The 22,431-nt window shown below is 66.3% G+C and carries 20 protein-coding genes and 1 tRNA gene; 13 read left to right on the plus strand and 8 right to left on the minus strand.

All coding sequences use genetic code 11. The annotated features are described in order from the left end of the window. Nucleotides 1-75: 75 nt before the first annotated feature. From JWP65_RS07990 to JWP65_RS08010, 5 genes are all read right to left on the minus strand, one after another. Nucleotides 76-978: a sugar phosphate isomerase/epimerase gene (locus JWP65_RS07990; RefSeq protein ID WP_299762475.1), complete on the minus strand. Its 903-nt coding sequence runs from the start codon at nt 976-978 to the stop codon at nt 76-78. Between the two features lie 102 nt (nt 979-1,080). After that, nucleotides 1,081-2,265, minus strand: coding sequence for a dihydrodipicolinate synthase family protein (locus JWP65_RS07995; protein ID WP_299762478.1), 1,185 nt, complete (start codon nt 2,263-2,265; stop codon nt 1,081-1,083). Between the two features lie 11 nt (nt 2,266-2,276). Further along, on the minus strand, nt 2,277-3,440 hold the full coding sequence (locus JWP65_RS08000; protein ID WP_299762481.1) for a Gfo/Idh/MocA family oxidoreductase: 1,164 nt from the start codon (nt 3,438-3,440) through the stop codon (nt 2,277-2,279). A gap of 9 nt (nt 3,441-3,449) precedes the next feature. Continuing rightward, nucleotides 3,450-4,430, minus strand: coding sequence for a tripartite tricarboxylate transporter substrate binding protein (locus tag JWP65_RS08005; RefSeq protein ID WP_299762484.1), 981 nt, complete (start codon nt 4,428-4,430; stop codon nt 3,450-3,452). Between the two features lie 105 nt (nt 4,431-4,535). Beyond that, nucleotides 4,536-5,186: a TetR/AcrR family transcriptional regulator gene (locus JWP65_RS08010; protein WP_299762487.1), complete on the minus strand. Its 651-nt coding sequence runs from the start codon at nt 5,184-5,186 to the stop codon at nt 4,536-4,538. 40 nt (nt 5,187-5,226) lie between these two features. Between JWP65_RS08010 and JWP65_RS08015 the strand changes: the two genes are divergently transcribed. Next, nucleotides 5,227-6,927, plus strand: coding sequence for a thiamine pyrophosphate-binding protein (locus JWP65_RS08015; protein ID WP_299762490.1), 1,701 nt, complete (start codon nt 5,227-5,229; stop codon nt 6,925-6,927). Between the two features lie 70 nt (nt 6,928-6,997). On the opposite strand, the gene JWP65_RS08020 is transcribed toward JWP65_RS08015, so the two are convergent. Next, complete coding sequence (locus JWP65_RS08020; protein WP_299762493.1) at nt 6,998-7,498, minus strand: SWIB/MDM2 domain-containing protein; 501 nt, start codon at nt 7,496-7,498, stop codon at nt 6,998-7,000. Nucleotides 7,499-7,775: 277 nt separating this feature from the next. On the opposite strand from JWP65_RS08020, the gene JWP65_RS08025 reads away from it, so the two are divergent. Next, on the plus strand, nt 7,776-8,270 hold the full coding sequence (locus JWP65_RS08025) for an Lrp/AsnC family transcriptional regulator (RefSeq protein WP_299762496.1): 495 nt from the start codon (nt 7,776-7,778) through the stop codon (nt 8,268-8,270). Nucleotides 8,271-8,297: 27 nt separating this feature from the next. Here the strand turns inward: JWP65_RS08025 and JWP65_RS08030 are convergent, their stop codons facing one another. After that, nucleotides 8,298-9,233, minus strand: coding sequence for a DMT family transporter (locus JWP65_RS08030; RefSeq protein ID WP_299762499.1), 936 nt, complete (start codon nt 9,231-9,233; stop codon nt 8,298-8,300). A 314-nt stretch (nt 9,234-9,547) separates the two neighbouring features. Between JWP65_RS08030 and aceA the strand changes: the two genes are divergently transcribed. The 10 genes from aceA to JWP65_RS08080 all read left to right on the plus strand — a co-directional run bounded on the left by aceA (nt 9,548) and on the right by JWP65_RS08080 (nt 19,530). Beyond that, a complete protein-coding gene (gene aceA, locus JWP65_RS08035) occupies nt 9,548-10,855 on the plus strand; it encodes an isocitrate lyase (RefSeq protein ID WP_299762564.1) in 1,308 nt (435 codons plus the stop codon). 559 nt (nt 10,856-11,414) lie between these two features. Then, nucleotides 11,415-13,322 (plus strand): threonine--tRNA ligase, encoded by a 1,908-nt coding sequence (thrS, locus tag JWP65_RS08040; RefSeq protein WP_299762501.1) that lies wholly within the window; start codon nt 11,415-11,417, stop codon nt 13,320-13,322. Nucleotides 13,323-13,397: 75 nt separating this feature from the next. Continuing rightward, nucleotides 13,398-14,012, plus strand: coding sequence for a translation initiation factor IF-3 (infC, locus tag JWP65_RS08045; protein ID WP_299762567.1), 615 nt, complete (start codon nt 13,398-13,400; stop codon nt 14,010-14,012). Between the two features lie 166 nt (nt 14,013-14,178). Continuing rightward, nucleotides 14,179-14,382 (plus strand): 50S ribosomal protein L35, encoded by a 204-nt coding sequence (rpmI, locus tag JWP65_RS08050; RefSeq protein WP_299762503.1) that lies wholly within the window; start codon nt 14,179-14,181, stop codon nt 14,380-14,382. A gap of 24 nt (nt 14,383-14,406) precedes the next feature. Beyond that, on the plus strand, nt 14,407-14,766 hold the full coding sequence (rplT, locus tag JWP65_RS08055) for a 50S ribosomal protein L20 (protein ID WP_299762506.1): 360 nt from the start codon (nt 14,407-14,409) through the stop codon (nt 14,764-14,766). A 92-nt stretch (nt 14,767-14,858) separates the two neighbouring features. Further along, nucleotides 14,859-15,917: a phenylalanine--tRNA ligase subunit alpha gene (pheS, locus tag JWP65_RS08060; protein ID WP_299762509.1), complete on the plus strand. Its 1,059-nt coding sequence runs from the start codon at nt 14,859-14,861 to the stop codon at nt 15,915-15,917. A gap of 21 nt (nt 15,918-15,938) precedes the next feature. After that, complete coding sequence (pheT, locus tag JWP65_RS08065; protein WP_299762512.1) at nt 15,939-18,353, plus strand: phenylalanine--tRNA ligase subunit beta; 2,415 nt, start codon at nt 15,939-15,941, stop codon at nt 18,351-18,353. A gap of 33 nt (nt 18,354-18,386) precedes the next feature. Continuing rightward, the gene (locus JWP65_RS08070; protein ID WP_299762515.1) at nt 18,387-18,740 is read left to right on the plus strand and encodes an integration host factor subunit alpha; all 354 of its coding nucleotides are present in this window, start codon (nt 18,387-18,389) and stop codon (nt 18,738-18,740) included. 219 nt (nt 18,741-18,959) lie between these two features. Then, nucleotides 18,960-19,412, plus strand: coding sequence for a MerR family transcriptional regulator (locus tag JWP65_RS08075; RefSeq protein ID WP_299762518.1), 453 nt, complete (start codon nt 18,960-18,962; stop codon nt 19,410-19,412). Nucleotides 19,413-19,453: 41 nt separating this feature from the next. Continuing rightward, a tRNA-Pro gene (locus tag JWP65_RS08080) sits at nt 19,454-19,530 on the plus strand. Nucleotides 19,531-19,937: 407 nt separating this feature from the next. Here the strand turns inward: JWP65_RS08080 and JWP65_RS08085 are convergent. Further along, entirely contained in the window at nt 19,938-20,531 is a 594-nt protein-coding gene (locus JWP65_RS08085; RefSeq protein WP_299762521.1) for a plasmid pRiA4b ORF-3 family protein, read from the minus strand. Nucleotides 20,532-21,127: 596 nt separating this feature from the next. On the opposite strand from JWP65_RS08085, the gene JWP65_RS08090 reads away from it, so the two are divergent. Beyond that, a complete protein-coding gene (locus tag JWP65_RS08090) occupies nt 21,128-22,420 on the plus strand; it encodes a Rieske 2Fe-2S domain-containing protein (protein ID WP_299762524.1) in 1,293 nt (430 codons plus the stop codon). The last annotated feature ends 11 nt before the right edge of the window (nt 22,421-22,431 follow it).

Genomic DNA, 22,431 nt, shown 5'->3' on the forward strand with positions numbered 1-22,431 from the left:
CGCACCGGGCTGCAGCCGGTGCAGTAAGGGCGCCTGAAAGCACGGGTCACGGCCTGCGCGGGGACGACGGTAGCGTCAGACGGCCGTCCTGTGCCGCGCGATGCAGGTGTCCAGCACCTCTTGGTGCGGCCGCTTCCACCAGTTGCCGGTGGAGAAGATCTCGACTTCGCTGTAGCCGGCAAAGCCCTGCGCCTCGACCCAGCCGCGGATGCGAGGGATGTCGATGACGCCGTCGCCCATCATGCCCCGGTCGTTGAGCAGGTCGGTCGTTGGCGTCAGCCAGTCGCAGGCGTGGAAGGCCAGCAGGCGGTCCCGGCCGGCGCGCACGATCTGCTGCTCCAGCTTCGGGTCCCACCACAGGTGATAGACGTCCACCGCCACGCCCAGGGCCGCTTGCGGCCTTTCGGATGATTCGCCGGAGCGCCTGGGGTCCAGCTCGTCGCACACATCCAGCGCCTGCTCCATCGTGTTGATGCAGGCGCGGTCGGCCGCGTACATCGGATGCAGCGGCTCGATCGCCAGCGGCATCTTCGCCGTCCGGGCGTATTCGAGCAGGTCGGCGATACCGTCGCGCACCTGGCTGCGCGCCAGCGCGATGTCCTTGTGCGCGGCCTTGCCTTGCAGCGCGCCGGGCAGCGCCCCCACCACCAGCACCAGGCAGGCCGCATTCAATTCGGCCGCCTCGTCGACCGCGCGCCGGTTGTCGTCGCGCGCCGCCTTCAGCCCGGCCGCATCGGTGGCGGGGAACATGCCGCCGCGGCAATACCCGGACAGCTGCAGCCCGTGGCTTCTCACCAGGGTCGACACCTTGGCCAGGCCGGCGGCCTGCACCTGGTCGCGCCAGGGTGAAATGGCGCGGATACCGCGTTGCGCGCAGGCTTCGATGATGTCCGTCAGCGGCAGGTCGGCGCCGCGGCTCCTGCGGATGGTGGCCGTGTTGATGGACAGCCAGCGGTGGTTTTGCGAAAAGTCGCGCATCTGATTCCTCGAAATGCCATGAAGGCCGTCGCGTCCGCAGCTCGAGCCGGGACCCGTCTGCCGCCGCACTGGATGCCGGACCAGGTCCGGCATGGCAGTGCGTCATTCGACCCCGTGCAACGCCGCCAGCGTCTTCATGCGCTTGACCGCCAGCTCCGGCTGCTCCAGCAGGTTGGCCGCGTCGGCCAGCCGGAACAGCTCGGCCAAGTGCACCAGGCTGCGCGTGCTCTGCTGGCCGCCGACCGTCGTGAAGTGGCTCTGGTGGCCATTGAGCCAGGCCATGAACACCACGCCGGTCTTGTAAAAGCGCGTGGGCGCCGCGAAGATGTGGCGCGACAGCGGCACCGTCGGCCCGAGGATGGCGTGGAATTGCTCCAGGTTGCCCTGCGCCAGTTCGCCCAGCGCCGCACTGGCGGCCGGCGCGATGGCGTCGAAGATGCCCAGCAGCGCGTCGCTCTTGCCGTGCACAGGGGCGTTGCCAAAGCCGTCGCCGGCAATCAGCTCGGCGTAGTTGAAGTCGTCGCCGGTGTACATCCGCACGTTCGCCGGCAGGCGGCGCCGCATGGAAATTTCCTTGTCCTTGTCCAGCAGCGAGATCTTGATGCCGTCGACCTTGGACGCATGCGCCTCGATGACGCCCAGCGCCGTGTTCATCGCGGCATCGACGTCCTTGCTGCCCCAGTAGCCGCCCAGCGCCGGGTCGAACATCTCGCCCAGCCAGTGCAGCACCACCGGCTGCTTGGTCTGCGACAAGATGCGGCCGTAAGCCTTTTCGTAGTCGGCCGGGCCCCTGGCCACGCGCGCCAGCGCCCGGCTGGCCATCACGATCAGCTTGCCACCGAGTTTTTCGATGGCTTCCATCTGCTCTTCGTAGGCGCGGATCACGTCGTCGACGTTGCGCGCACTCTCGGGCGCCAGGTGGTCGGTGCCGCAGCCGGACGCGATGAGCGCGCCGGGCACGTCACGCGCGGCATCGAGCGAGCGGCCGATCAGCTCCAGCGAGGTCGGCCAGTCCAGGCCCATGCCGCGCTGCGCCGTGTCCATCGCCTCGGCCACGCCCAGCCCCAGCGACCACAGGCGCTGGCGGTAGGCGATGGTGGCGTCCCAGTCGACGGCGCACTGCAGCCACGGGTCGATGGCCGCCAGCGGGTCAGCCACCACGTGGGCGGCGGAGTAGGCGATGCGGTCGAACTTCACGCCCTTGACGGGCTGCACCGGAGAGGTTCCGCGCAACGCGTAGTTTTCCAGTGCGCCGTTGCCGGCCGGCAGCTTCAGGGTCAGGGCCATGGGGTTCTTCCTCAGAAGTTCAGGGGCGGGACATCGACGAAACGGCGCTCGCGCGAGCTTTGCAGCGCGGCTTCGACCAGCTGCACGCCCTTGGCGCCTTCGGGCAGCGTCCACCTGTAAGGCGCGTTTTCCACCACGTGGCGGATGAAGGCTTCCCACTGGATCTTGAAGCCGTTGTCGTACACCTCGGTGTCCGGCACCTCCTGCCACTGGGCGCCGAAGTCCATGGTGTTCTTCACGTCCGGGTTCCACACCGGGCGCGGCGTGTTGACGCGGCTTTGCGCCTTGCAGCCGGTCAGCGTGGCGACGGCGGAACCGTGCGTGCCGTCGACGTGGAAGGTGACCAGGTCTTCGCGGTTGACGCGGGTGGCCCACGACATGTTCAGCTGCGCGATCACCGGCTCGCCGTTGTGGCCCACCAGTTCGGCGGTGGCATAGGCGGCGTCGTCGGCCGTCGCGGGGTAGGGCTTGCCATCCTCGTCCCAGCGCTGCGGGATGTGGGTGGCGGCCAGGCAGGAGATGGACTTGACCTCGCCGAACAGGTTGTCCAGCACGTAGCGCCAGTGGCACATCATGTCCAGGATCATGCCGCCGCCGTCTTCGGCGCGGTAGTTCCAGCTGGGGCGCTGGATCGGCTGCAGGTCGCCCTCGAACACCCAGTAGCCGAACTCCAGGCGCAGCGACAGCATGCGGCCGAAGAAGCCGGAGCGGCGCAGCATGTCGAGCTTGCGCAGCCCGGGCAGGAACAGCTTGTCCTGCACGGCGCCGTGCTTGAGGCCCGAAGCCTGGGCGGTCTTGGCGATTTTCACCGCCTCGCCCAGTGTGGTGGCGATCGGCTTTTCGCAGTAGACGTGCTTGCCGGCGCGCAGCGCCTTGGCCAGCAGCGTCGGCCGCATCTGGGTGGTGCCGGCGTCGAAGAAGACGGTGTCTTCCTGGTTCTGCAATGCCTTGTCGAGGTCGGTGCCCCAGCGCTCGATCTTGTGGGCGCGGGCCAGGGCCTCGATTTTTTCGGCGTTGCGGCCGATCAGGATCGGGTCGGGCATCACCTTGTCGCCGTTGGCCAGCGTGACGCCGCCCTGGTTGCGAATGGCGACGATGGAGCGGATCAGGTGCTGGTTCATGCCCATGCGTCCGGTGACGCCGTGCATGATGATTCCGAGTCTCTGGGTGGGCATGGCGGTTCTTTACTTGTGCACTTCGAGGCCGGCGGCCTTGACCAGGGCGGCGTTGTTCTTCACTTCTTCGCGCAGGTAGGCCTCGAAGGCGGCCGGCTCCAGCGTCCAGGCATCGGCGCCGAGCGCGAGGAAACGCTCCTTGACTTCCGCCGTGGCCAGCGCCTTGACCACTTCGTTCTGCAGCCGGTTGACGATCGCCGCGGGCGTCTTGCCGGGGGCGAACATTCCGATCCAGAAGTTGAATTCGGAACCGGGCACGCCGCCTTCGGCGGTGGTGGGGACGTTGGGCAGGGCGGCCGCGCGGCGCGGCGAGCCGACCGCCAGCGGCACCAGCTGGCCGCTGCGGATATGGCCGATCACCGGGGCGATGGGAGAGAAGTAGTAGTCGACGCGGCCGGCCATCACCTCGGTGACGGCTTCGGCGGAGCCCTTGAAGGGGATGTTCCGGGCTTCGATCTTCGCGGCCAGCTTGAACTTCTCGGCGTTCAGATGGGTGGCGCTGCCCTGGCCGGCCGAGGCGAAGTTCATCTTGTCCGGGTTGGCGCGAGCCAAGGCCAGCAGTTCCTGCAGCGTCTTGATGTTCTTGGCCGGCGAGATCACCAGCACGTTCGGCGTGGAGGAGATCGGCGTGACCGGCGCGAAGTCGGCCAGCGTGTCGAACGGCAGCTTGGCGAAGGTGTGCGGGCTGACCGTGTGCGACGACGAGTGGATCATGATCGTGTAGCCGTCGGGCGCCGCCGCGGCCACCTGGGCCTGGCCGATGGTGCCGCTGGCGCCACCCTTGTTCTCGATGATCAGCTGCTGGCCCATGCTCTGGCCCATCTTGTCGCCGATGGCGCGCGCAATGATGTCGGTGGTGCTGCCCGCCGCGAACGGCACGATCACGCGGATCGGCTTGTTCGGGTAGCCGGCCTGGGCCAAGGCGGCGAGCGGTGTGGCCAGCGCGATACCGGCAATGGCGGCGGCAAGGGTGCGACGGGTGAGCTGCATGGGTTTGTCTCCTGGGCGGGTCTGTGTGTAATGACTCTAATTCACTGGCTGGTGAATTATAGGGAGACCGTGCCGCCACGCAAGCCCCTCGGGCGGGCGGGGAATTCAAGCCGGCAGCAGGTAGCCCAGAATCACGTCCGTCATGTGCGACAGCCGCTCGCTGCGCGACTTGGGCGTCATCAGGTCGCGCCCGAAGATGGCCGAGAGGGTGTGGGCGTTGGACAGGTAGAAGTAGGCCAGGCCGGCGATCGACACGTACAGCTGCACCGGGTCGACGCCGCCGCGCAGGCTGCCTTCGCGGCGCCCGCGCTCCAGCACCGCGGCCAGGGTGTCGACCAGCGGCGAGTTCAGCTCGCGCGCCCGGGTCGAGCCGGCCAGGTGGCGCGCCTTGTGCAGGTTGGCGCTGTTGAGCAGGGTCATGAACTCGGGGTGCTGCAGGTAGTAGTTCCAGGTGAACTCCACCAGCCGACGCACCGCGTCGGGCGGCGCCAGGTCCAGCAGGTGCAGCTTGTTCTCCTGCTCGCGGATGTCGCGGTAGGCCTGCTCCAGCACCGCCTGGAACAGCTTTTCTTTGTCCTCGAAGTAGTAGTAGATCAGGCGCTTGTTCAGGGCCGCGCGCTCGGCGATGCGGTCCATGCGCGCGCCGCCCAGGCCGTACTCGGCGAACTCGTCCCGAGCCGCCGCTAAGATGGTGTTCTGGGAGCGGTCTGCGTCGCGCAGCCGCTCTTCCGCGACGGGGCTGGTGTCTCTCGCCATGCTCTGATAATTCACTTTTCAGTTAATTAAGTCAAGCACCATGTCCCAAGACACGCAGATCGCCGGCCACCTCATCGTCGAGTGCCTGGTGGCCCAGGGCGTCTCGCACGCCTTCGGTGTGCCCGGCGAAAGCTACCTGGCGGTGCTCGACGGATTCCACAAGTATCGCGACCAGATCCGCTTCGTCATCAACCGCCAGGAAGGCGGCGCCGCCTTCATGGCCGAAGCGGCCGGCAAGCTGTCGAATCGGCCCGGCGTCTGCTTCGTCACGCGCGGGCCGGGCGCCACCAATGCCTCGATCGGGGTGCACACGGCGTTCCAGGACTCGACCCCGATGGTGCTGTTCGTCGGTGACGTCGCCAGCGACCAGCGTGACCGCGAGGCCTTCCAGGAGGTGGACTACGGCAGCTTCTTCGGCCCCAGCACCAAGGGCATGGCCAAGCGGGTCGAGCGCATCGACGATCCGGACCGCATCCCGGAGTATGTCGCCCGCGCCTTCGCCACCGCCATGAACGGCCGGCCCGGCCCGGTGGTGCTGGTGTTGCCGGAAGACATGCTGACCCGGGCGACGGCGGCGCGGCCGCTGGCGAAGGTGGAGGCGGTGGAAGCCTGGAGCGACCCGGGCTCGCTGCGCCGGCTGCGCGAGCTGCTGTTGGCGGCGAAGAAGCCGGTGGTGATCGCCGGCGGCGGCGGCTGGACGCCGCAGGCGGCGCAGGCGCTGCAGCGCTTCGCCGAGAACTGGAAGCTGCCGGTGGGCAACGCCTTTCGGTTCCAGGACACCTTCGACAACCACCATCCGCTGTATGCCGGCGACGTCGGCATCGGCATCGCCCCGAAGCTGGCCGCGCGCATCAAGGACAGCGACCTGGTGCTGGCGATCGGCCCGCGTCTGGGCGAGATGACCACTGGCGGCTACACGCTGCTGGTGCCGCCCAAGGCCAGGCAGAAGCTGGTGCACATCCACGCCAGCGCCGAGGAACTGAACCGCGTCTACCAGGCCGACCTGGCCATCAACGCCACGATGAATGCCGCGGCCCGCTCGCTCGAGGTGCTGGCGGCGCCGCCGGAGCTGCCCTGGGGCGAGGCCTGGGCCCGGTCCGCCAACGATGACTTCCGCGCCAACCTGCAGCCGCAGCCGCTGCCCGGCGAGATCGACATGCCGGCCATCATCGCCGTGCTGCAGCGGCTGCTGCCCGCCGATGCGGTGCTGACCAACGGGGCCGGCAACTTCGCCTCCTGGATGCACCGCTTCTTCCTGCACCATGGCCTGGCCAAGGGCCACAAGACCCAGCTGGCGCCGACGGTGGGGGCCATGGGCTACGGCGTGCCGGCGGGCATCGCGGCCAACATCGTGTCCGGCCGCGCCGCCTTCACCATTGCCGGCGACGGCGACTTCCTGATGAACGGCCAGGAGCTGGCGACGGCGGTGCAGCATGGCGGCAAGTCGATCATCCTGCTGCTGAACAACTGCATGTACGGAACGATCCGCATGCACCAGGAGCGCGATTACCCAGAACACGTGCACGGCACGGAGCTGGCCAACCCCGACTTCGTGGCGCTGGCCCGCGCCTATGGCTATGCCGGTGCGCGGATCACGCGCACGGCGGAGTTCGAGCCGGAGCTGGCGGCGGCGCTGGAGCGCAAGCAGGGAACGCTGATCGAGGTGGTGCTGGACCCGGAGGTGATCACCACGCGCGGCACGCTCAGCGGGATCCGGTCGGCGGCACTGAAGAAGAACTGACGCGGCGTCCGCGCGCAGGCGAAAAAAAGGCCGGCGTCAGCCGGCCTTCTCGCATCAAGTCGAGACCTGATTACTTGACGTGCTTGCCGATGAGGCCGGCCATCTCGAACATGGACACCTGGTTCTTGCCGAAGAGTTCCTTCAGCTTGGCGTCGCCGTTGACCATGCGCTTGTTGGCGTTGTCCTGCAGCTTGTTCTTCTTGATGTAAGCCCACAGCTTCGACACGATTTCCGTGCGCGGCAGGGGAGCCGGACCGACCACCGCGGCGAGCGCTGCGTCGGGCGTCAGGGGCTTCATGAAAGCTGCGTTCGGGGTGCGCTTCTTCGCGGGCGCTGCCTTCTTCGCGGCCGGAGCCTTCTTCGCCGCCGGAGCCTTCTTCGCCGCCGGAGCGGCCTTCTTGGCCGGAGCTGCCTTTTTGGCCGCCGGAGCTGCCTTCTTGACCGGGGCTGCCTTCTTCGCCGCCGGAGCCTTCTTGGCCGGAGCCGCCTTCTTGGCTGCCGGCGCCTTCTTCGCCGGAGCCGCCTTCTTCGCCGGCGCCTTCTTCGCCGCCGCTTTTTTCGCAGTTGCCATGATTGATTTTCCTTCTAGAAGTTTGAGATGAACCACCAGCGGAACTGCACTCTCACTGGCTGTGCGGATGCTAATGGAGAAAAACCCCGCGTCCAAGGGAAAACAGGGATTTTTCATTGGGAAATGTTGCTTTTTCATCGGGGCGCAAACAGCCGTCTTCCCCCTGGAGAGCAGTTGGCAAGCACGGGTTCGGGTTCCTGGCTTGCCGGCGCTGCCGCTTGCATGCAAGATTCAAGGCCTGTACCTTGAGTGACCTTGTTTTAAAAGGCCGAACATCATGCCGACCGAAGTTCCAGAGCTCGACGACCACGACACCCTGATCCTGACCGAGCTGCAGCGTGACGCCCGCACCAGCATGGCGGAGCTGGGCCGGCTGGTGCGCCTGAGCCAGCCCGCCGTGACCGAGCGCGTGCGCAAGCTGGAGATGGCCGGTTTCATCAAGGGTTACCGCGCCGTGGTGGACTACCAGCGCCTGGGCTACGGCATCCGCGCCCTGCTGCGGCTGGGGCGGGCGGAGTACGCCCGGGTGGTCAAGCTGATCGAGCAGACGCCGGAGGTGGTCAATGCCTTCAACGTGACCGGCCGGGACTGCTGGATCCTGGAGATTGCCGTGATCGACGTCGAGCACCTGGATGCGGTGGTCACCCGTTTTTCCATCCTGACGGAGACTTCGACCTCGATCCTGCTGAACATGCCGCGGGAAAACGCGACGGTGCTGCCGGCCCGGCGCGAGAACATCAAGCCCGCGATCAGGAAGGTGACCGGCCGCTGAGGATCGCGATCGCGATCCTTCGGCCGGTCATCCCCGCGCAGGCGGGAACCCAGCAACTGCCTTTCCGGGGACAGTGGCCAGCACCATGCCCGCCAACGCCGCCCCGAACGCCAGCAGCTGCATCCCGCTCAAACTTTCCCCCAGGACCAGCACGCCGACCAGCGCCGCCGAGATCGGCAGCATCACCGTGAACACGCCGGCCTGCGCCGCCGGCACCACCTTCAGGCCAGTCATCCACAGCCACACCGTCCAGATGCTGGCCGCCAGTGAATAGAACAGCAGCAGCATCCAGAGCCCCGGCGTGACGCCGGCGAAGTCGAAGCGCCAGGCCGCATACAGCCCGAACGGCGTGACCAGGACGAAGCCCCACAGGTTGATCAGCGAGGTAATGCGCTTGGGGCCCAGCGCCCCGGTGAGGGCCTTGCCGATCACGGCATAGGCGGCCTCGCAGACGACGGCGGCGAACACCAGCAGGTTGCCGAGCCAGGTCCACGCACCGGCCGCCCCCTGCGCGCCGGTGTGCGCGCCCGGCCCGGCCAGCGCCAGCAAGCCGATGCCGGCGCCGGCGCAGACGATCGCCGCCCAGGTGCGGGGCGCGATCCGTTCGCGCAGGAAGATCCGGCTGAGGATGGCGATGGCCGCGGGAATCGCCGCCATGATCGCGCCGGCCGACACGGCGCTGGTCATGCTGACCCCGAACAGCATGCAGATGGAGAACAGGAAGTTGCCCAGGAACGATTCCAGGAACAGCAGCCAGCGTGTGCGCGGCGCCAGCGCCGCTTCCTGCGGCGGCTTGCGCAGCCAGTGCAGCATGGCGGCGCCGCCGATGCCAAAGCGCAGCCAGGCCAGCAGGAACACCGGAATCGCCGCCACCAGCGGTTTGGACAGCGCCACGTAGCTGCCCACCAGGGCCATGCTCAGGGCGAGGCAGGCATAGGCGGCGGGGCGGGGCAGGGCACGCATCGGCACTCGAGGATCTGAGTTGCGCCGGATCATGCCTGAGGCCGCCGGTTTCACAGCGTCTCGCGGGTTTTTGCAGTGCGAAAAACGAAGATGGTGCGGCGCCGCAATGTTTCTCAACACAAGAAAGTTGATTTTGCATTGCGAAAAGTGGCTCGCAAGCCATTGATTCGACACGGAATAATATGATGTCTTCTATAAGACATAAGAACATCAGGAAGTCTTCTACAAGACTTAAAGTTCATTCACTGCCGGAACACACCCCGGCCCCGGTTTTGGCAACTACCTTTGGAGTGAACATGAGCAACTGGACCCATCTGAGCCGCGCAGAGCAGATCGCCCAACTGCAACAGGACTGGGCGCAGAACCCGCGCTGGAAGGGCATCCGGCGCGGCTACAGCGCCCAAGACGTGGTCAAGCTGCGCGGGTCGCTGGCCATCGAGCACACGCTGGCCAGGCGCGGCGCGGAGAAGCTGTGGAACCTGATCAACACCGAACCCTTCGTCAACACCCTGGGCGCGCTGACCGGCAACCAGGCCATGCAGCAGGTCAAGGCGGGCCTGAAGGCGATCTACCTGTCCGGCTGGCAGGTGGCGGGGGACGCCAACAGCAACGGCGAGATGTACCCCGACCAGTCGCTGTACTCGGTGGACTCGGTGCCCAAGGTGGTCAAGAAGATCAACGCCACCTTCGCCCGCGCCGACCAGATCCAGTGGAGCGAAGGCAAGGCTCCGGGCGACCAGGGCTGCCTCGACTACTTCGCCCCGATCGTGGCGGACGCCGAAGCCGGCTTCGGCGGCGTGCTCAACGCCTTCGAGCTGATGAAGGCGATGATCGAAGCGGGCGCCGCCGGCGTCCACTTCGAGGACCAGCTGGCCGCCGCCAAGAAGTGCGGCCACATGGGCGGCAAGGTGCTGGTGCCCACCCGGGAGGCGGTTTCCAAGCTGATCGCCGCCCGCCTTGCCGCCGACGTGATGGGCACGCCCACCATCTTGCTGGCCCGCACCGACGCCGAGGCCGCCGACCTGGTGACCAGCGACGTCGATCCGACCGACCGGCCGTTTCTGACCGGCGAGCGCACGGTGGAAGGCTTCTACCGTACCAACAAAGGCCTGGAGCAGGCGATCAGCCGCGGCCTGGCCTATGCCGAATACGCCGACCTGATCTGGTGCGAGACCGGCACACCCGACCTGGGTTTTGCCAAGGCTTTCGCCGGCGCGATCCATGCCAAGTTCCCCGGCAAGCTGCTGGCCTACAACTGCTCGCCTTCGTTCAACTGGAAGAAGAACCTTGACGACACCACCATCGCCAGGTTCCAAAAGGAGCTGGGTGCCATGGGCTACAAGTTCCAGTTCATCACGCTGGCCGGCTTCCACAGCCTGAACCACGCGATGTTCGAGCTGGCCTACGGCTACGCGCGCAACAACATGAGCGCCTTCGTCGAACTGCAGCAAAAGGAATTCGCCGCCGCCGACCGGGGCTTTACCGCCGTCAAGCACCAGCGCGAGGTGGGCACGGGCTACTTCGACGCCGTCACCACCACGATCGAGGCGAACGCCTCGACCGCGGCCCTGAAGGGATCGACGGAGGACGAGCAGTTCTTCGAGCAGCGCAAGGCGGCGTAAGCGTCGTTCCGGCGCAAGCGGGAACTCAAGCCTGGGCGCCCAGCCGGTCCTGCGTGGCGCCTGCGGGCGCGGTGCCCGCTCGGGGACGGCCCGGTCAAGGCCGACCTTCGAGCGACGTTGCGAGGCTCTGGTTTGGCATTTCCCCGCTCAGTACAGTCGAGCTTTCGCTGGGGAGGAGCCGGACATGACCTCGAACGAAGACAAGGCGGGGGGTGTTCAACCTGCGCGACCTCAGCGCCGAGCGCTGCCCCGACTGCGGCGGGCAACCGCATCGACAGCGAGAACATCGACGAGAACTTCGAGGTCGAAAAGCAGACCGTGATCACCGAATGCCCGACCTGCGCCGGCACCGGCGTGGAGCCGGCGGGTTAGAATTTGGGCCATCCGAGCCCTGACAAGAGCGAGAAAGGCAACCCGGTGATGACACCGCGAACTACCACGGAAGCTCCCACGGTCCTGTGAGGCCGCGTAGTCGCGTGCACCGAGTTGCCCTCCCCAACTGAAAAGCGCGGCTGCATGTCGCGCTTTTTTGTTTTTCGCACCCGGACCAACGCATTCCATGATCCAGATCACGCTTCCCGACGGCTCCCGCCGCGAGTACCCGGCCCCGGTGACGGTCGCCGACGTCGCCGCTTCGATCGGCCCCGGCCTGGCCAAGGCGGCGCTGGCCGGCAAGGTCAACGGCAAGGTCGTCGACACTTCGGCCGTCATTCCGGACGGCGCCCAGGTGGCGATCGTCACGGCCAAGGACCCCGAAGGCCTGGACGTGATCCGCCACTCCACGGCGCACCTGCTGGCCTACGCGGTCAAAGAGCTGTTTCCGCAGGCGCAGGTCACGATCGGCCCGGTGATCGAGAACGGCTTCTATTACGACTTCGCGTACCAGCGGCCCTTCACCCCCGACGACCTGGTCGCCATCGAAAGGCGCATGGCCGAGCTTGCCGCCAAGGATGAGCCGGTCACGCGCAGGGTGCTGCCGCGCGACGAGGCCGTGGCCCATTTCAAGGGCATCGGCGAGGCCTACAAGGCCGAGATCATCGGCAGCATCCCGGCCGGCGAGGACGTCTCGCTGTATGCCGAAGGCAAGTTCGAGGACCTGTGCCGCGGCCCGCACGTGCCCAGCACCGGCAAGCTCAGGCACTTCAAGCTGATGAAGGTGGCCGGCGCCTACTGGCGTGGCGACCACCGCAACGAGATGCTGCAGCGGGTCTACGGCACCGCCTGGGCCAGCAAGGAGGAGCTGCAGCAGTACCTGCTCATGCTGGAGGAGGCAGAGAAGCGCGACCACCGCAAGCTGGGCCGCGAACTGGACCTGTTCCACATCGACGACCACGCGCCAGGCGTCGTGTTCTGGCACCCGCGCGGCTGGGCGCTGTGGCAGGAGGTCGAGCAATACATGCGGCGCGTGTACCGCGACAACGGCTACCTGGAAGTCAAGGGTCCGCAGCTGCTGGACAAGACGCTGTGGGAAAAGACCGGCCACTGGGACAAGTACCGCGACAACATGTTCACGACGGAGTCGGAAAAGCGCGAGTACGCGCTCAAGCCGATGAACTGCCCCGGCCACATCCTGATCTACAAGCAGGGCATCAAGAGCTACCGCGACCTGCCGCTGCGCTACGGCGAGTTCGGCCAGTGCCACCGCAACGAGCCGACTGGCTCCCTGCACGGCATCATGCGGGTGCGCGGCTTCACCCAGGACGACGGCCACATCTTCTGCACGGAAGACCACATCCTGCCGGAGTGCACTGCGTACACGACGCTGCTGCAGAAGGTGTACCGCGACTTCGGCTTCGAGCACATCATCTACAAGGTCGCGACCCGGCCGGCGGCGCGCATCGGCTCCGACGAGAGCTGGGACAAGGCCGAGCACGCCCTGATGGAAAGCCTGCGGGCGTCCGGCTGCGAGTTCGAGGTCTCGCCGGGCGACGGCGCCTTCTACGGCCCGAAGATCGAGTACACGCTCAAGGACGCCATCGGCCGCCAATGGCAGTGCGGCACGATGCAGGTCGATTTCTCCATGCCCGAGCGGCTCGACGCGGAATACGTGGGCGAGGACGGCGCCCGCCACCGTCCGGTCATGCTGCACCGGGCGATTGTCGGCAGCATGGAGCGCTTCATCGGCATCCTGATCGAACAGCACGCCGGCGCGCTGCCGGCATGGCTGGCGCCGGTGCAGGCGGTGCTGTTGAACATCACCGACGGACAGGCCGATTACGTGCGGGATGTTGCCAAAGCTTTGCAGAATCAAGGGCTTAGGGTGGCGACCGATCTGCGCAACGAGAAAATTACGTATAAAATACGCGAGCATTCGCTGCAAAAGCCGCCTTACCTCCTCGTCGTCGGCGAGAAAGAGAAGGCGGCCGGTGCCGTCGCAGTGCGCGCCCGGGGCAATCAGGACCTCGGCGTGATGTCCCTCGAAGCGTTCCAGAAACGGATTGCCGAAGACATCGCAGGCAAGAGCTGATTGAGCTGCTGCCCGCGCGTACCAACACGGTGATGCTACATATTTCGTAGCTTATAGAATTGAAGGACTCGAACCATCGCTACTGAATTTCGCGACCGCCGCCACCGCGAGGAGCGCAAGCACCGCCTGAACCGGGAGATCATGGCCCCGGAAGTCCGCCTCAGCGGGGTCAACAACGAACCCCTGGGCATCGTCAACATCACCGAGGCATTGCGCCTTGCCGGTGAAGCGGACGTTGACCTGGTCGAAATTGCCGCCACTGCAGTCCCTCCGGTCTGCCGGTTGATGGACTACGGCAAGTTCAAGTACCAGGAGCAGAAGAAGGCAGCGGAAGCGAAGGCCAAGCAAACGGTCATCGAGATCAAGGAAGTCAAGTTCCGACCCGGCACCGACGACGGTGACTACAACATCAAGCTGCGGAACATCCGCCGCTTTTTGGCCGAAGGCGACAAGTGCAAGATCACGCTGCGGTTCCGCGGCCGCGAGATCACGCACCAGGAAATCGGCGTGGCGCTGCTCAATCGGCTGCGCGACGACCTGGCGGACACGATCCTCGTGGAGCAGTTCCCCAAGCTGGAAGGCCGGCAGATGGTCATGATGATCGCGCCAGGCAAAAAGAAGCCGGCGGCCACCAAGGCCGCCGAGGGTGCCGCCGCCGCCGCTCCGGTGACGACGACGCCGTCGACGTAAATAGTTTCAGAGCCATCACGGTTTGGTCGCCGCGGTGGTGGTGAAGGAAGGGCTTTGGCCCTTCCACCCGGCGCACCCCAGGGTTCGCCAAATAGTGGCTCGAGGCTCTCAAGACGCGGTCTTTTCCGCGGCGCCTCACGAGCACGAACGAAGAAGGAGCATTCACATGCCCAAGATGAAGACCAAGAGCGGTGCGAAGAAGCGCTTCCGCGTCCGTCCCGGTGGGACGGTCAAGCGCGGCCAGGCCTTCAAGCGTCACATCCTGACCAAGAAGTCCACCAAGACCAAGCGCCACCTGCGTGGCTCGGTTGCCGTGCATGAGACCAACATGGGTCACATGGCGCAAATGCTGCCGTTCGCCGGCCTTTAACCCACAGACGAAAGGAAAACTCACATGCCTCGCGTCAAACGTGGTGTAACGGCTCGCGCCCGACACAAGAAGGTTCTCGCCCTCGCCAAGGGCTTCCGCGGCCGCCGCGGCAACGTCTATCGCATCGCCAAACAGGCGGTGATGAAGGCGGGCCAGTATGCGTACCGTGACCGCCGTGCCAAGAAGCGTGTCTTCCGCCAGCTGTGGATCGCCCGTATCAACGCCGCCGCGCGCCTGAACGGGATGACTTACAGCCAGTTCGCCAACGGGATCCGCAAGGCCGGCATCGAGATCGACCGCAAGGTTCTCGCCGATATCGCCTATCACGACCCCGCGGCGTTTGCCGGCATCGTGGAGCAAGTCAAGGCCAAGCTGGCTGCTTGAGTTCACGGTAGGCGCACCCGCAAGGGAGCGCCTGGTGTCAACCACAGGACGGGGCTAGGGCTGCAAGGCGCTAGCCCCGTTTTCTTTTTCCCATGACCACAGAACACGAAGCCATCATCGAGTCGGCCCGCGCGGCCTTCGCCGGCGCGGCCACGCCCGCGGAACTGGAAAACGCCAAGGCGCAGTTCATCGGCAAGTCCGGCCGCATCACCGAGCTGATGAAGGGCCTGGCCGCGTTGCCGGTCGACGAGAAGAAGTCGCGCGGCGCCGCCATCAACCAGGCCAAGCAGGCGATCGAAGCCGCGCTGGGCGAGCGCCGCCAGGCGCTGGCCGACGCCGAACTCGAAGCGCAGCTCGAAGCCGAGGCGCTCGACGTCTCGCTGCCGGGGCGCGTGCGCGAACCGGGCGGCCTGCACCCGGTCTCCCTGACCCTGGAGCGCATCGAGCAGATCTTTGCCAGCATGGGTTTCGCCGTGGCCGACGGCCCCGAGATCGAGAGCGACTGGCACAGCTTCACCTCGCTCAACAACCCGCCCAACCACCCGGCGCGCTCGATGCAGGACACGTTCTACGTGGACATCGATGGCGACGACGGCATCCCCTACAACCTGCGCCCGCACACCAGCCCGATGCAGGTGCGCTACGCCCACGCGCACATCAAGAAATACGCCGAAGCGGTCAAGCGCGGCGAAGCGATGCCCGAGATCCGCGTGATCGCCCCCGGCCGCACCTACCGCGTCGACAGCGACGCGACGCACTCGCCGATGTTCCACCAGTGCGAAGGCCTGTGGCTGGGCGAGAACGTCAGCTTCAAGGACCTGAAGGTCGTCTTCACCGATTTTTGCCGCACCTTCTTCGAAAGCGACGACCTGGCGCTGCGCTTTCGGCCCAGCTTCTTCCCGTTCACCGAGCCCAGCGCCGAGATTGACATCCAGTTCCAGAGCGGGCCGCTGGCCGGCCGCTGGCTGGAAGTGGCAGGTTCCGGCCAGGTGCACCCGCAAGTGGTGCGCAACATGGGGCTGGACCCGGAAAAGCACATCGGCTTCGCGTTCGGCATGGGACCGGACCGGCTGACCATGCTGCGCTACGGGGTGAGTGACCTGCGCCTGTTCTTCGACGGCGACATCCGTTTCCTGCGCCAGTTCCGCTGATTCACCGATCCAAAGACGTTCATGCAATTCCCCGAGTCCTGGTTGCGCGCGTTCTGCAACCCGCCGCTGTCCACGCAAGAGATCGCCGACGTGCTCACCATGGGTGGGCTGGAGGTGGAGGACCTGCGCCCGCTGGCACCGCCGTTCAGCCTGGTCGTGGTCGGCGAGATCAAGGAAGCCGTCCAGCACCCCAACGCCGACCGCCTGCGCGTGTGCCAGGTGGACGTGGGGCGGGGCGCCTTGCTCAGCATCGTCTGCGGCGCGCCCAATGCGCGCGTCGGCATCCGCGTGCCGACCGCGCTGGTCGGCGCCGAACTGCCGCCGGGCGAGGACGGCAAGCCGTTCGCCATCAAGCGGGGCTTGCTGCGCGGCGTCGAGAGCCAGGGCATGCTGTGCTCGGCGCGCGAATTGAAGCTGAGCGAAGACCACGGCGGCCTGCTGGAGCTGGCGGCGGACACGCCGATCGGGGCCAACGTGCGCGACGTGCTCAAGCTCGATGACCACGTCTTCACGCTCAAGCTCACGCCCAACCTGGCCCATGCGCTCAGCGTGTACGGCGTGGCGCGCGAGCTGTCTGCGCTGACCGGTGCGCCGCTGCAGCAGCCGGAATTCGCGCCGGTGCCGACCAGGAATGACGCCAGGCTCAAGGTCACCGTCAGCGCGCCCGACCTGTGCGGGCGTTTTTCGGGCCGCGTGATCCGCAACGTCGACACCAGGGCGAAGACGCCCCAGTGGATGGTGGAACGCCTGGCCGGTTGCGGCCAGCGCAGCGTCACCGCGCTGGTGGACATCTCCAACTACGTGATGTTCGAGTTCGGCCGGCCCTCGCACATCTTTGACCTGGACAAGATCCACGGCGGCCTCGACGTGCGCTGGGGCCGTCCCGGCGAGCAGCTCAAGCTGCTCAATGGCACGACGATCACGGTGGACGAGAAGGTCGGCGTGATCGCCGACGACGCCCAGGTGGAGTCGCTGGCCGGCATCATGGGCGGCGACGGCACGGCCGTCTCCGACGACACCCGCAACGTCTACGTCGAAGCCGCGTTCTGGTGGCCGCAAGCGGTGCAAGGCCGCTCGCGCCGCTACAACTTCTCCACCGACGCCGGCCACCGCTTCGAGCGCGGCGTCGACCCCAGCCTGACGGTTGCCCACATCGAGCACGTCACCCGCCTGGTGATCGAGATCTGCGGCGGCGAAGCCGGCCCCATGGACGACCAGGTGCTGCGCCAGCCCGAGCGCCAGCCGGTGCAACTGCGCGTCGCCCGCGCTGCCAAGGTGATCGGCATGCCGGTGACCGAGGCCCAGTGCCTGGACGCGTTCCGCCGGCTGGGCCTGCCGGCGAGCGCCGCCGACGGGGTGGTGACGGTCACGCCGCCGCCTTACCGCTTCGACCTCGCCATCGAGGAAGACCTGATCGAGGAGGTGGTGCGGATCATCGGCTACGACCAGCTGCCGACCACGCCGCCGCTGGCACCCATCACGGCCAAGCTTCCGCCGGAAAACCGCCGCGGCCGATTTGCGATCCGCCGCCTGCTGGCGGCCCTGGGCTACCAGGAGACGATCAACTTCAGATTCGTCGAGGCGCACTGGGAACGGGAGCTGGCCGGCAACCCCGATCCGATCAAGCTGCTCAATCCCATCGCCAGCCAGATGAGCGTGATGCGCTCCTCGCTGCTCGGCTCGCTGCTGCAGGTGCTCAAGTTCAACCTGGACCGCAAGGCCGAGAGGGTGCGCGTGTTCGAGCTGGGCCGGGTGTTCCTGCGTGATGCCTCGGTGCCGACCACCGACCGCACCGTGCATGGCGTGCACCAGCCGATGAAGGTGGCAGGCCTGGCCTACGGCGCCGCCGACGGACTGCAGTGGGCGCGCAAGGCCGGCGCCGTCGACTTCTACGACCTCAAGGGCGACGTGCAGGCGCTGCTGGCGCCGCTGCAGGCCGAGTTCGTGCCCTTCGCGCATCCGGCGATGCATCCCGGGCGTTGCGCGGCGGTGCGCATCGACGGCCACGAGGTCGGCGTGATCGGAGAGCTGCATCCGCGCTGGCGCCAGCAGTGGGAACTGCCGCACACGCCGCTGCTGTTCGAGATCGATCTGGACGCCGTCGCTGCCCGCCGCATCCCTGCCTTCGAGCCGGTGCCGAAGTTCCAGCCGGCCGAGCGTGACATCGCCGTCATCGTGGCCGACAGCGTGACGCACGACGCCCTGCTGCGCGCCATCCGTGCCGCCGACACCGGGCTGCTGCGCGACGCGATGCTGTTCGACGTGTACAAGCCGCAGCATGCCGCCGGCGGCCTCCATGCCGGGGAGAAAAGCCTGGCAGTGCGCTTGACGCTGGGCAGTGCCGCAGCCACACTGACCGACGACCAGATCGAGGCTGCAGTGCGGGCCATCCTGGAGCGCATCACGATCCAGCTCGGCGGCCGCCTGAGGGGGTGACGGGTGGACGACCTGACAACAACAACAAGAGCAGTGAAGGAAGAGGACACCATGGAGTTTGCCGTCGAAAGCCTGGAGACCCCGGCGTTGACGAAGGCCCAGCTGGCCGAACTCCTGTTCGAGCAGATCGGCTTGAACAAGCGCGAGTCCAAGGACATGATCGATGCTTTCTTCGACCTGATCGCCACCAGCCTGGTGGACGGCCAGGACGTCAAGATTTCCGGCTTCGGCAACTTCCAGATCCGCACCAAGGCGCCGCGGCCCGGACGCAACCCTCGCACTGGCGAGGCAATCCCGATCGGCGCCCGACGCGTGGTGACGTTCCATGCCAGCCACAAGCTCAAGGAACAGATCCAGGGGCCGGGCACTGCGGCCGAGGCAGCCTGACGGGCTCATCCCGGACTTGGCCAGGCATCCACTCTGCGATGGCGCAACCGCTGCAGGGAGTGCGGCTCGGGGGCCGCATTGACGGGGCGCTGTAGACCCAGGGTCGCCCCCATCCATCGTCACAAAAAGCAACGTGGGCCCGCTGGCGGCCGGCCGCGCTTTGCAGCTGCGGCCTCTTAGAGTAACCTTGCAGCTTTCTCTCCTAGTAGATTGATTTCAATGGAGAAAGCCCTCCCGGCCATCCCGGCCAAGCGCTACTTCACCATCGGTGAGGTCAGCGAGCTGTGTGGCGTCAAGCCTCACGTGCTACGGTATTGGGAGCAGGAGTTCACCCAGCTGCGGCCCATGAAGCGGCGCGGCAACCGGCGCTACTACCAGCACCACGAGGTGCTGATGATCCGGCGCATCCGCGATCTGCTGTACGACCAGGGCTTCACGATCAGCGGCGCGCGCAACAAGCTGCAGGAGATCGTGCAGGGCGAGCGCGACCGCAGGCGCAACGGCGAGGTCATGCTCGAAGGCGTGGAAGTGATCGAAGGCGACGACACCGGGCTCGACAGCGGCTTTGGCGATTCGGTGCTCGATGGCGGCGGCGACGAGATGACGCAAAAGCTCCAGTTCTTGCGCCGCGAGCTGTTCGAGATCCGCGATTTGTTGAGCTCGGCGCACTGATTGGCGCAAGCGGCCCGCGCGCCAGCTATAATCGCGGGCTTCGGCGTGTAGCGCAGCCTGGTAGCGCACTTGCATGGGGTGCAAGGGGTCGCGAGTTCGAATCCCGCCACGCCGACCAAGAGTATGAAAGCCCGGTTTCCGCAAGGAGGCCGGGCTTTTTGCTTTTCTCGCCGGAAAACTGCAGAAACTGCAGGCACATCAAAGTGTTAGTCAAAGAGCCTGGCGGTGGTGCTGTTCCTACGGCAAGGCCGTCGAATTTGGCCCTGCGGCGACCGCTGGGCGTCTGAGATTTTGGAGCGTGGCGAGTGCCTGACCCAAGGTTTCTCCATGAGGGCCTCGGCCGCGGAGATGGGAAAGTGCCGTGAGCACCGGCTTCCAGATGCGGCACTGCTTCCGGCAGTTGGGTCATGAGCCACCAGCCCAGAGCTGTGGCGGCACGGCGGCCAAAGCCAGGGGCTTGCGTTGGGACTCATCCCGGTACTCGTCGGCCCGAGCGGCTGGGCATCCCAGCTTGAGCGGTGCAGGTCAGCGCAATTTTCGTATCGCGAGGTTCGCTGCATTCAAGTCGAAGCCGTTGGGATCAAACGGCCCACCCCACCACAGCCACATCGCTCCGTGCTCTTCGTGCGCTGTGTCCCGCATGGCGTGCAGGAAGTCCATGTACCCCGGCGTGCCGCCGACGTCTTCGGGCGGGCATGCGTTGGCGCCAGCCAAGCACATCGGCCAGGTGTTCACGTCTTCCTGCGGCTGCAGCACCTGTTCGATTTTCACCAGGTGCCTCCAGTCGTCGCCGAAGTCGTAGATGTACTCGAACTCCTGCACTTCATCACCGAGCACGTCGCCGAGCTGGAACCGTTTGTCTTCGAGCAGGTTGCCGTCGAGGCCCCATTCGTCGTTGCGGATTCCGAAGCGGCGACCCTCGATACGGAAGTCGTGCAGATGGCTGTTGTTCCAGCCCATGGCGGCCTGGATCACCCGGTCCAGCTTTGCCAGTGTCAGCGTGTCCGGGACCCATAGCCGGCGCCAAATGGCCGGCTCGATGTCCGCCAAGAGGACCTGCAGTTGATAGATGCGCTGTGGGGCGGTTCGGCGCCCGGTGCCGATTTTGCGGGTAACCATCCGTCAAGGTTAGCAGCCCGGCTGCGGCTGCCAGCGGTGTGGCAGCAACTGGCCGTCGCGGCTGGCGCTGGAAGCGTGAGAGTTCACCCAGGAAACCGTCGCGCTGTTCGTGGCACGGGGTGACATGCGGCTGTGCGTGGCCGAAATGCAGAGCCACCAACCGCTGAGTCTCCGACGCGAGGTCGGCTACAACGGACGGCTAATCCGTGGCGCGGGCGGCCGGGCCATCTTGGCCTCGTGGCGCCCGGCCCGTGCCAACTTGAGTCCTGCGCCGCCGGACGCACGTCGACCTGGCCTGGAGTCGCGGCGAGATCTCAATGACGCGAGAGCGTGGCTATGCCATGGGTCATAAGGAAGCGATCCAGGGTGCGTATGCCGTGGCCGCCCGTTCTTCGACGGTGCCGGCCAAGTCGCAGGATCGCTGGCCGCGTTCGAGCCCGGCGTCCGGTCGACGGCCCAGCGTGTGCATGAGTTCGAACGGTACCTTCGGTCTCGGGCCGCCAAGCTGACCCTGGCTTTGGGGGAAAGTTACGTGACTTGACTCGATGAATGCCATGTCCGTAGAATGAACAATCGATTCGTAGTACGGACAAAAAATGGCGGTCAACGAGATGATGAAAACGCTGGTGCGCACGGGCCCCGGCACCCCCACCGGCAACCTGCTGCGCCGCTATTGGGTGCCGATCCTCCTGAGCAGCGAGATCGTGGAGCCCGACGGTGCCCAGGTGCGCGTGCAGATCCTGGGCGAGAAACTTCTGGCGTTCCGTGATTCCGAAGGCCGCGCGGGCTTGATCAGCGAGTTCTGCTCGCACCGCGGCGTGTCGCTCTACTTCGGGCGCAACGAAGACGGCGGCATTCGCTGTTCGTACCACGGCCTGAAGTTCGACATCCGTGGCAAGTGCGTCGACGTGCCGCAGGCGCCGCAAATGTGCGAGAAGATGTCGATCAAGGGCTACCCCTGCGTGGAGCGCGCCGGCATTGTGTGGGCTTACATGGGCCCTCCCGACAAGCAACCCGAGCTGCCTGGCGTCGAGTGGGCCAACCTGCCGGCGAGCCATGTTTTCGTGTCGAAGCGGCTGCAGGAATGCAACTTCATGCAGGCCATGGAAGGAGGCATCGACACCAGCCACGTGTCGTTTGTGCACAAGTTCGAGGTCGATGATGACCCGTTTCACCAAGGCACGAAGGCCAACGAATACATCAAGAAGGACGGCAACGTCACCTTCGAGGTCGAGCGCCACGAAGGGGGACTCACGCTGTTCGGCCGTCGCATGGGCGAGCCCGATTCCTATTACTGGCGCGTCACTCAGTTCATGTTCCCGTGGTTTACCCTGATCCCCCCGTTCGGCGACCACGCGCTTGGGGGCCACGTGTGGGTGCCGATCGACGACGAGCACTGCTGGGCCTGGAGCATCAATTTCCATCCCACCAAGCCGCTGAGCGGCGAGGAAATGCAGCATCTGCAGGACGGCAAGGGGGTCCACTGCGAGTATGAACCCGGCGCCGACGTGCCGGGCGGCACGTTCCGGCCGAAGCAGAACAAGGACAACGACTACCTGATCGACCGCGTCGCGCAGAAGGAGCGGCGTTCGTTCAGCGGCGTGTTAGGCTTCGCGGCGCAGGACGCTTCGCTGCAGGAAAGCATGGGCCCGATCCAGGACCACGATGCCGAGAAGCTGCTGCCCAGCGACCGCGCCATCGTCATGGCCCGCCGCATGCTGTACGAGGCAGCGGAGAACCTGGAGCAGGGCCTCGAGCCGCCGGCACTCGCTGCCGCCTCGCAGGCGGTGCGCTCGGCGGGCGTGCTGCTGCCGCGCGACCAGAAGCCGCAGGAATGGGCGAAGGAGCACCTTCGCGACGCCACCACCCAGCCGGTCTACACGCTGTGAGCACTGCGGCA

Source organism: Ramlibacter sp. (genome assembly GCF_028292805.1).
Classification (GTDB): Bacteria; Pseudomonadota; Gammaproteobacteria; order Burkholderiales; family Burkholderiaceae_C; genus Ramlibacter.

What these genes read in the sequence shown, in the direction of transcription:
- JWP65_RS07990 (WP_299762475.1), bottom strand. Translation starts at nt 978, where the DNA reads ATGCGCGACTTTTCGCAAAACCACCGCTGGCTGTCCATCAACACGGCC.
- JWP65_RS07995 (WP_299762478.1), bottom strand. Translation starts at nt 2,265, where the DNA reads ATGGCCCTGACCCTGAAGCTGCCGGCCGGCAACGGCGCACTGGAAAAC.
- JWP65_RS08000 (WP_299762481.1), bottom strand. Translation starts at nt 3,440, where the DNA reads ATGCCCACCCAGAGACTCGGAATCATCATGCACGGCGTCACCGGACGC.
- JWP65_RS08005 (WP_299762484.1), bottom strand. Translation starts at nt 4,430, where the DNA reads ATGCAGCTCACCCGTCGCACCCTTGCCGCCGCCATTGCCGGTATCGCG.
- JWP65_RS08010 (WP_299762487.1), bottom strand. Translation starts at nt 5,186, where the DNA reads ATGGCGAGAGACACCAGCCCCGTCGCGGAAGAGCGGCTGCGCGACGCA.
- JWP65_RS08015 (WP_299762490.1), top strand. Translation starts at nt 5,227, where the DNA reads ATGTCCCAAGACACGCAGATCGCCGGCCACCTCATCGTCGAGTGCCTG.
- JWP65_RS08020 (WP_299762493.1), bottom strand. Translation starts at nt 7,498, where the DNA reads ATGGCAACTGCGAAAAAAGCGGCGGCGAAGAAGGCGCCGGCGAAGAAG.
- JWP65_RS08025 (WP_299762496.1), top strand. Translation starts at nt 7,776, where the DNA reads ATGCCGACCGAAGTTCCAGAGCTCGACGACCACGACACCCTGATCCTG.
- JWP65_RS08030 (WP_299762499.1), bottom strand. Translation starts at nt 9,233, where the DNA reads ATGCGTGCCCTGCCCCGCCCCGCCGCCTATGCCTGCCTCGCCCTGAGC.
- thrS (WP_299762501.1), top strand. Translation starts at nt 11,415, where the DNA reads ATGATCCAGATCACGCTTCCCGACGGCTCCCGCCGCGAGTACCCGGCC.
- rpmI (WP_299762503.1), top strand. Translation starts at nt 14,179, where the DNA reads ATGCCCAAGATGAAGACCAAGAGCGGTGCGAAGAAGCGCTTCCGCGTC.
- rplT (WP_299762506.1), top strand. Translation starts at nt 14,407, where the DNA reads ATGCCTCGCGTCAAACGTGGTGTAACGGCTCGCGCCCGACACAAGAAG.
- pheS (WP_299762509.1), top strand. Translation starts at nt 14,859, where the DNA reads ATGACCACAGAACACGAAGCCATCATCGAGTCGGCCCGCGCGGCCTTC.
- pheT (WP_299762512.1), top strand. Translation starts at nt 15,939, where the DNA reads ATGCAATTCCCCGAGTCCTGGTTGCGCGCGTTCTGCAACCCGCCGCTG.
- JWP65_RS08075 (WP_299762518.1), top strand. Translation starts at nt 18,960, where the DNA reads ATGGAGAAAGCCCTCCCGGCCATCCCGGCCAAGCGCTACTTCACCATC.
- JWP65_RS08085 (WP_299762521.1), bottom strand. Translation starts at nt 20,531, where the DNA reads ATGGTTACCCGCAAAATCGGCACCGGGCGCCGAACCGCCCCACAGCGC.
- JWP65_RS08090 (WP_299762524.1), top strand. Translation starts at nt 21,128, where the DNA reads ATGGCGGTCAACGAGATGATGAAAACGCTGGTGCGCACGGGCCCCGGC.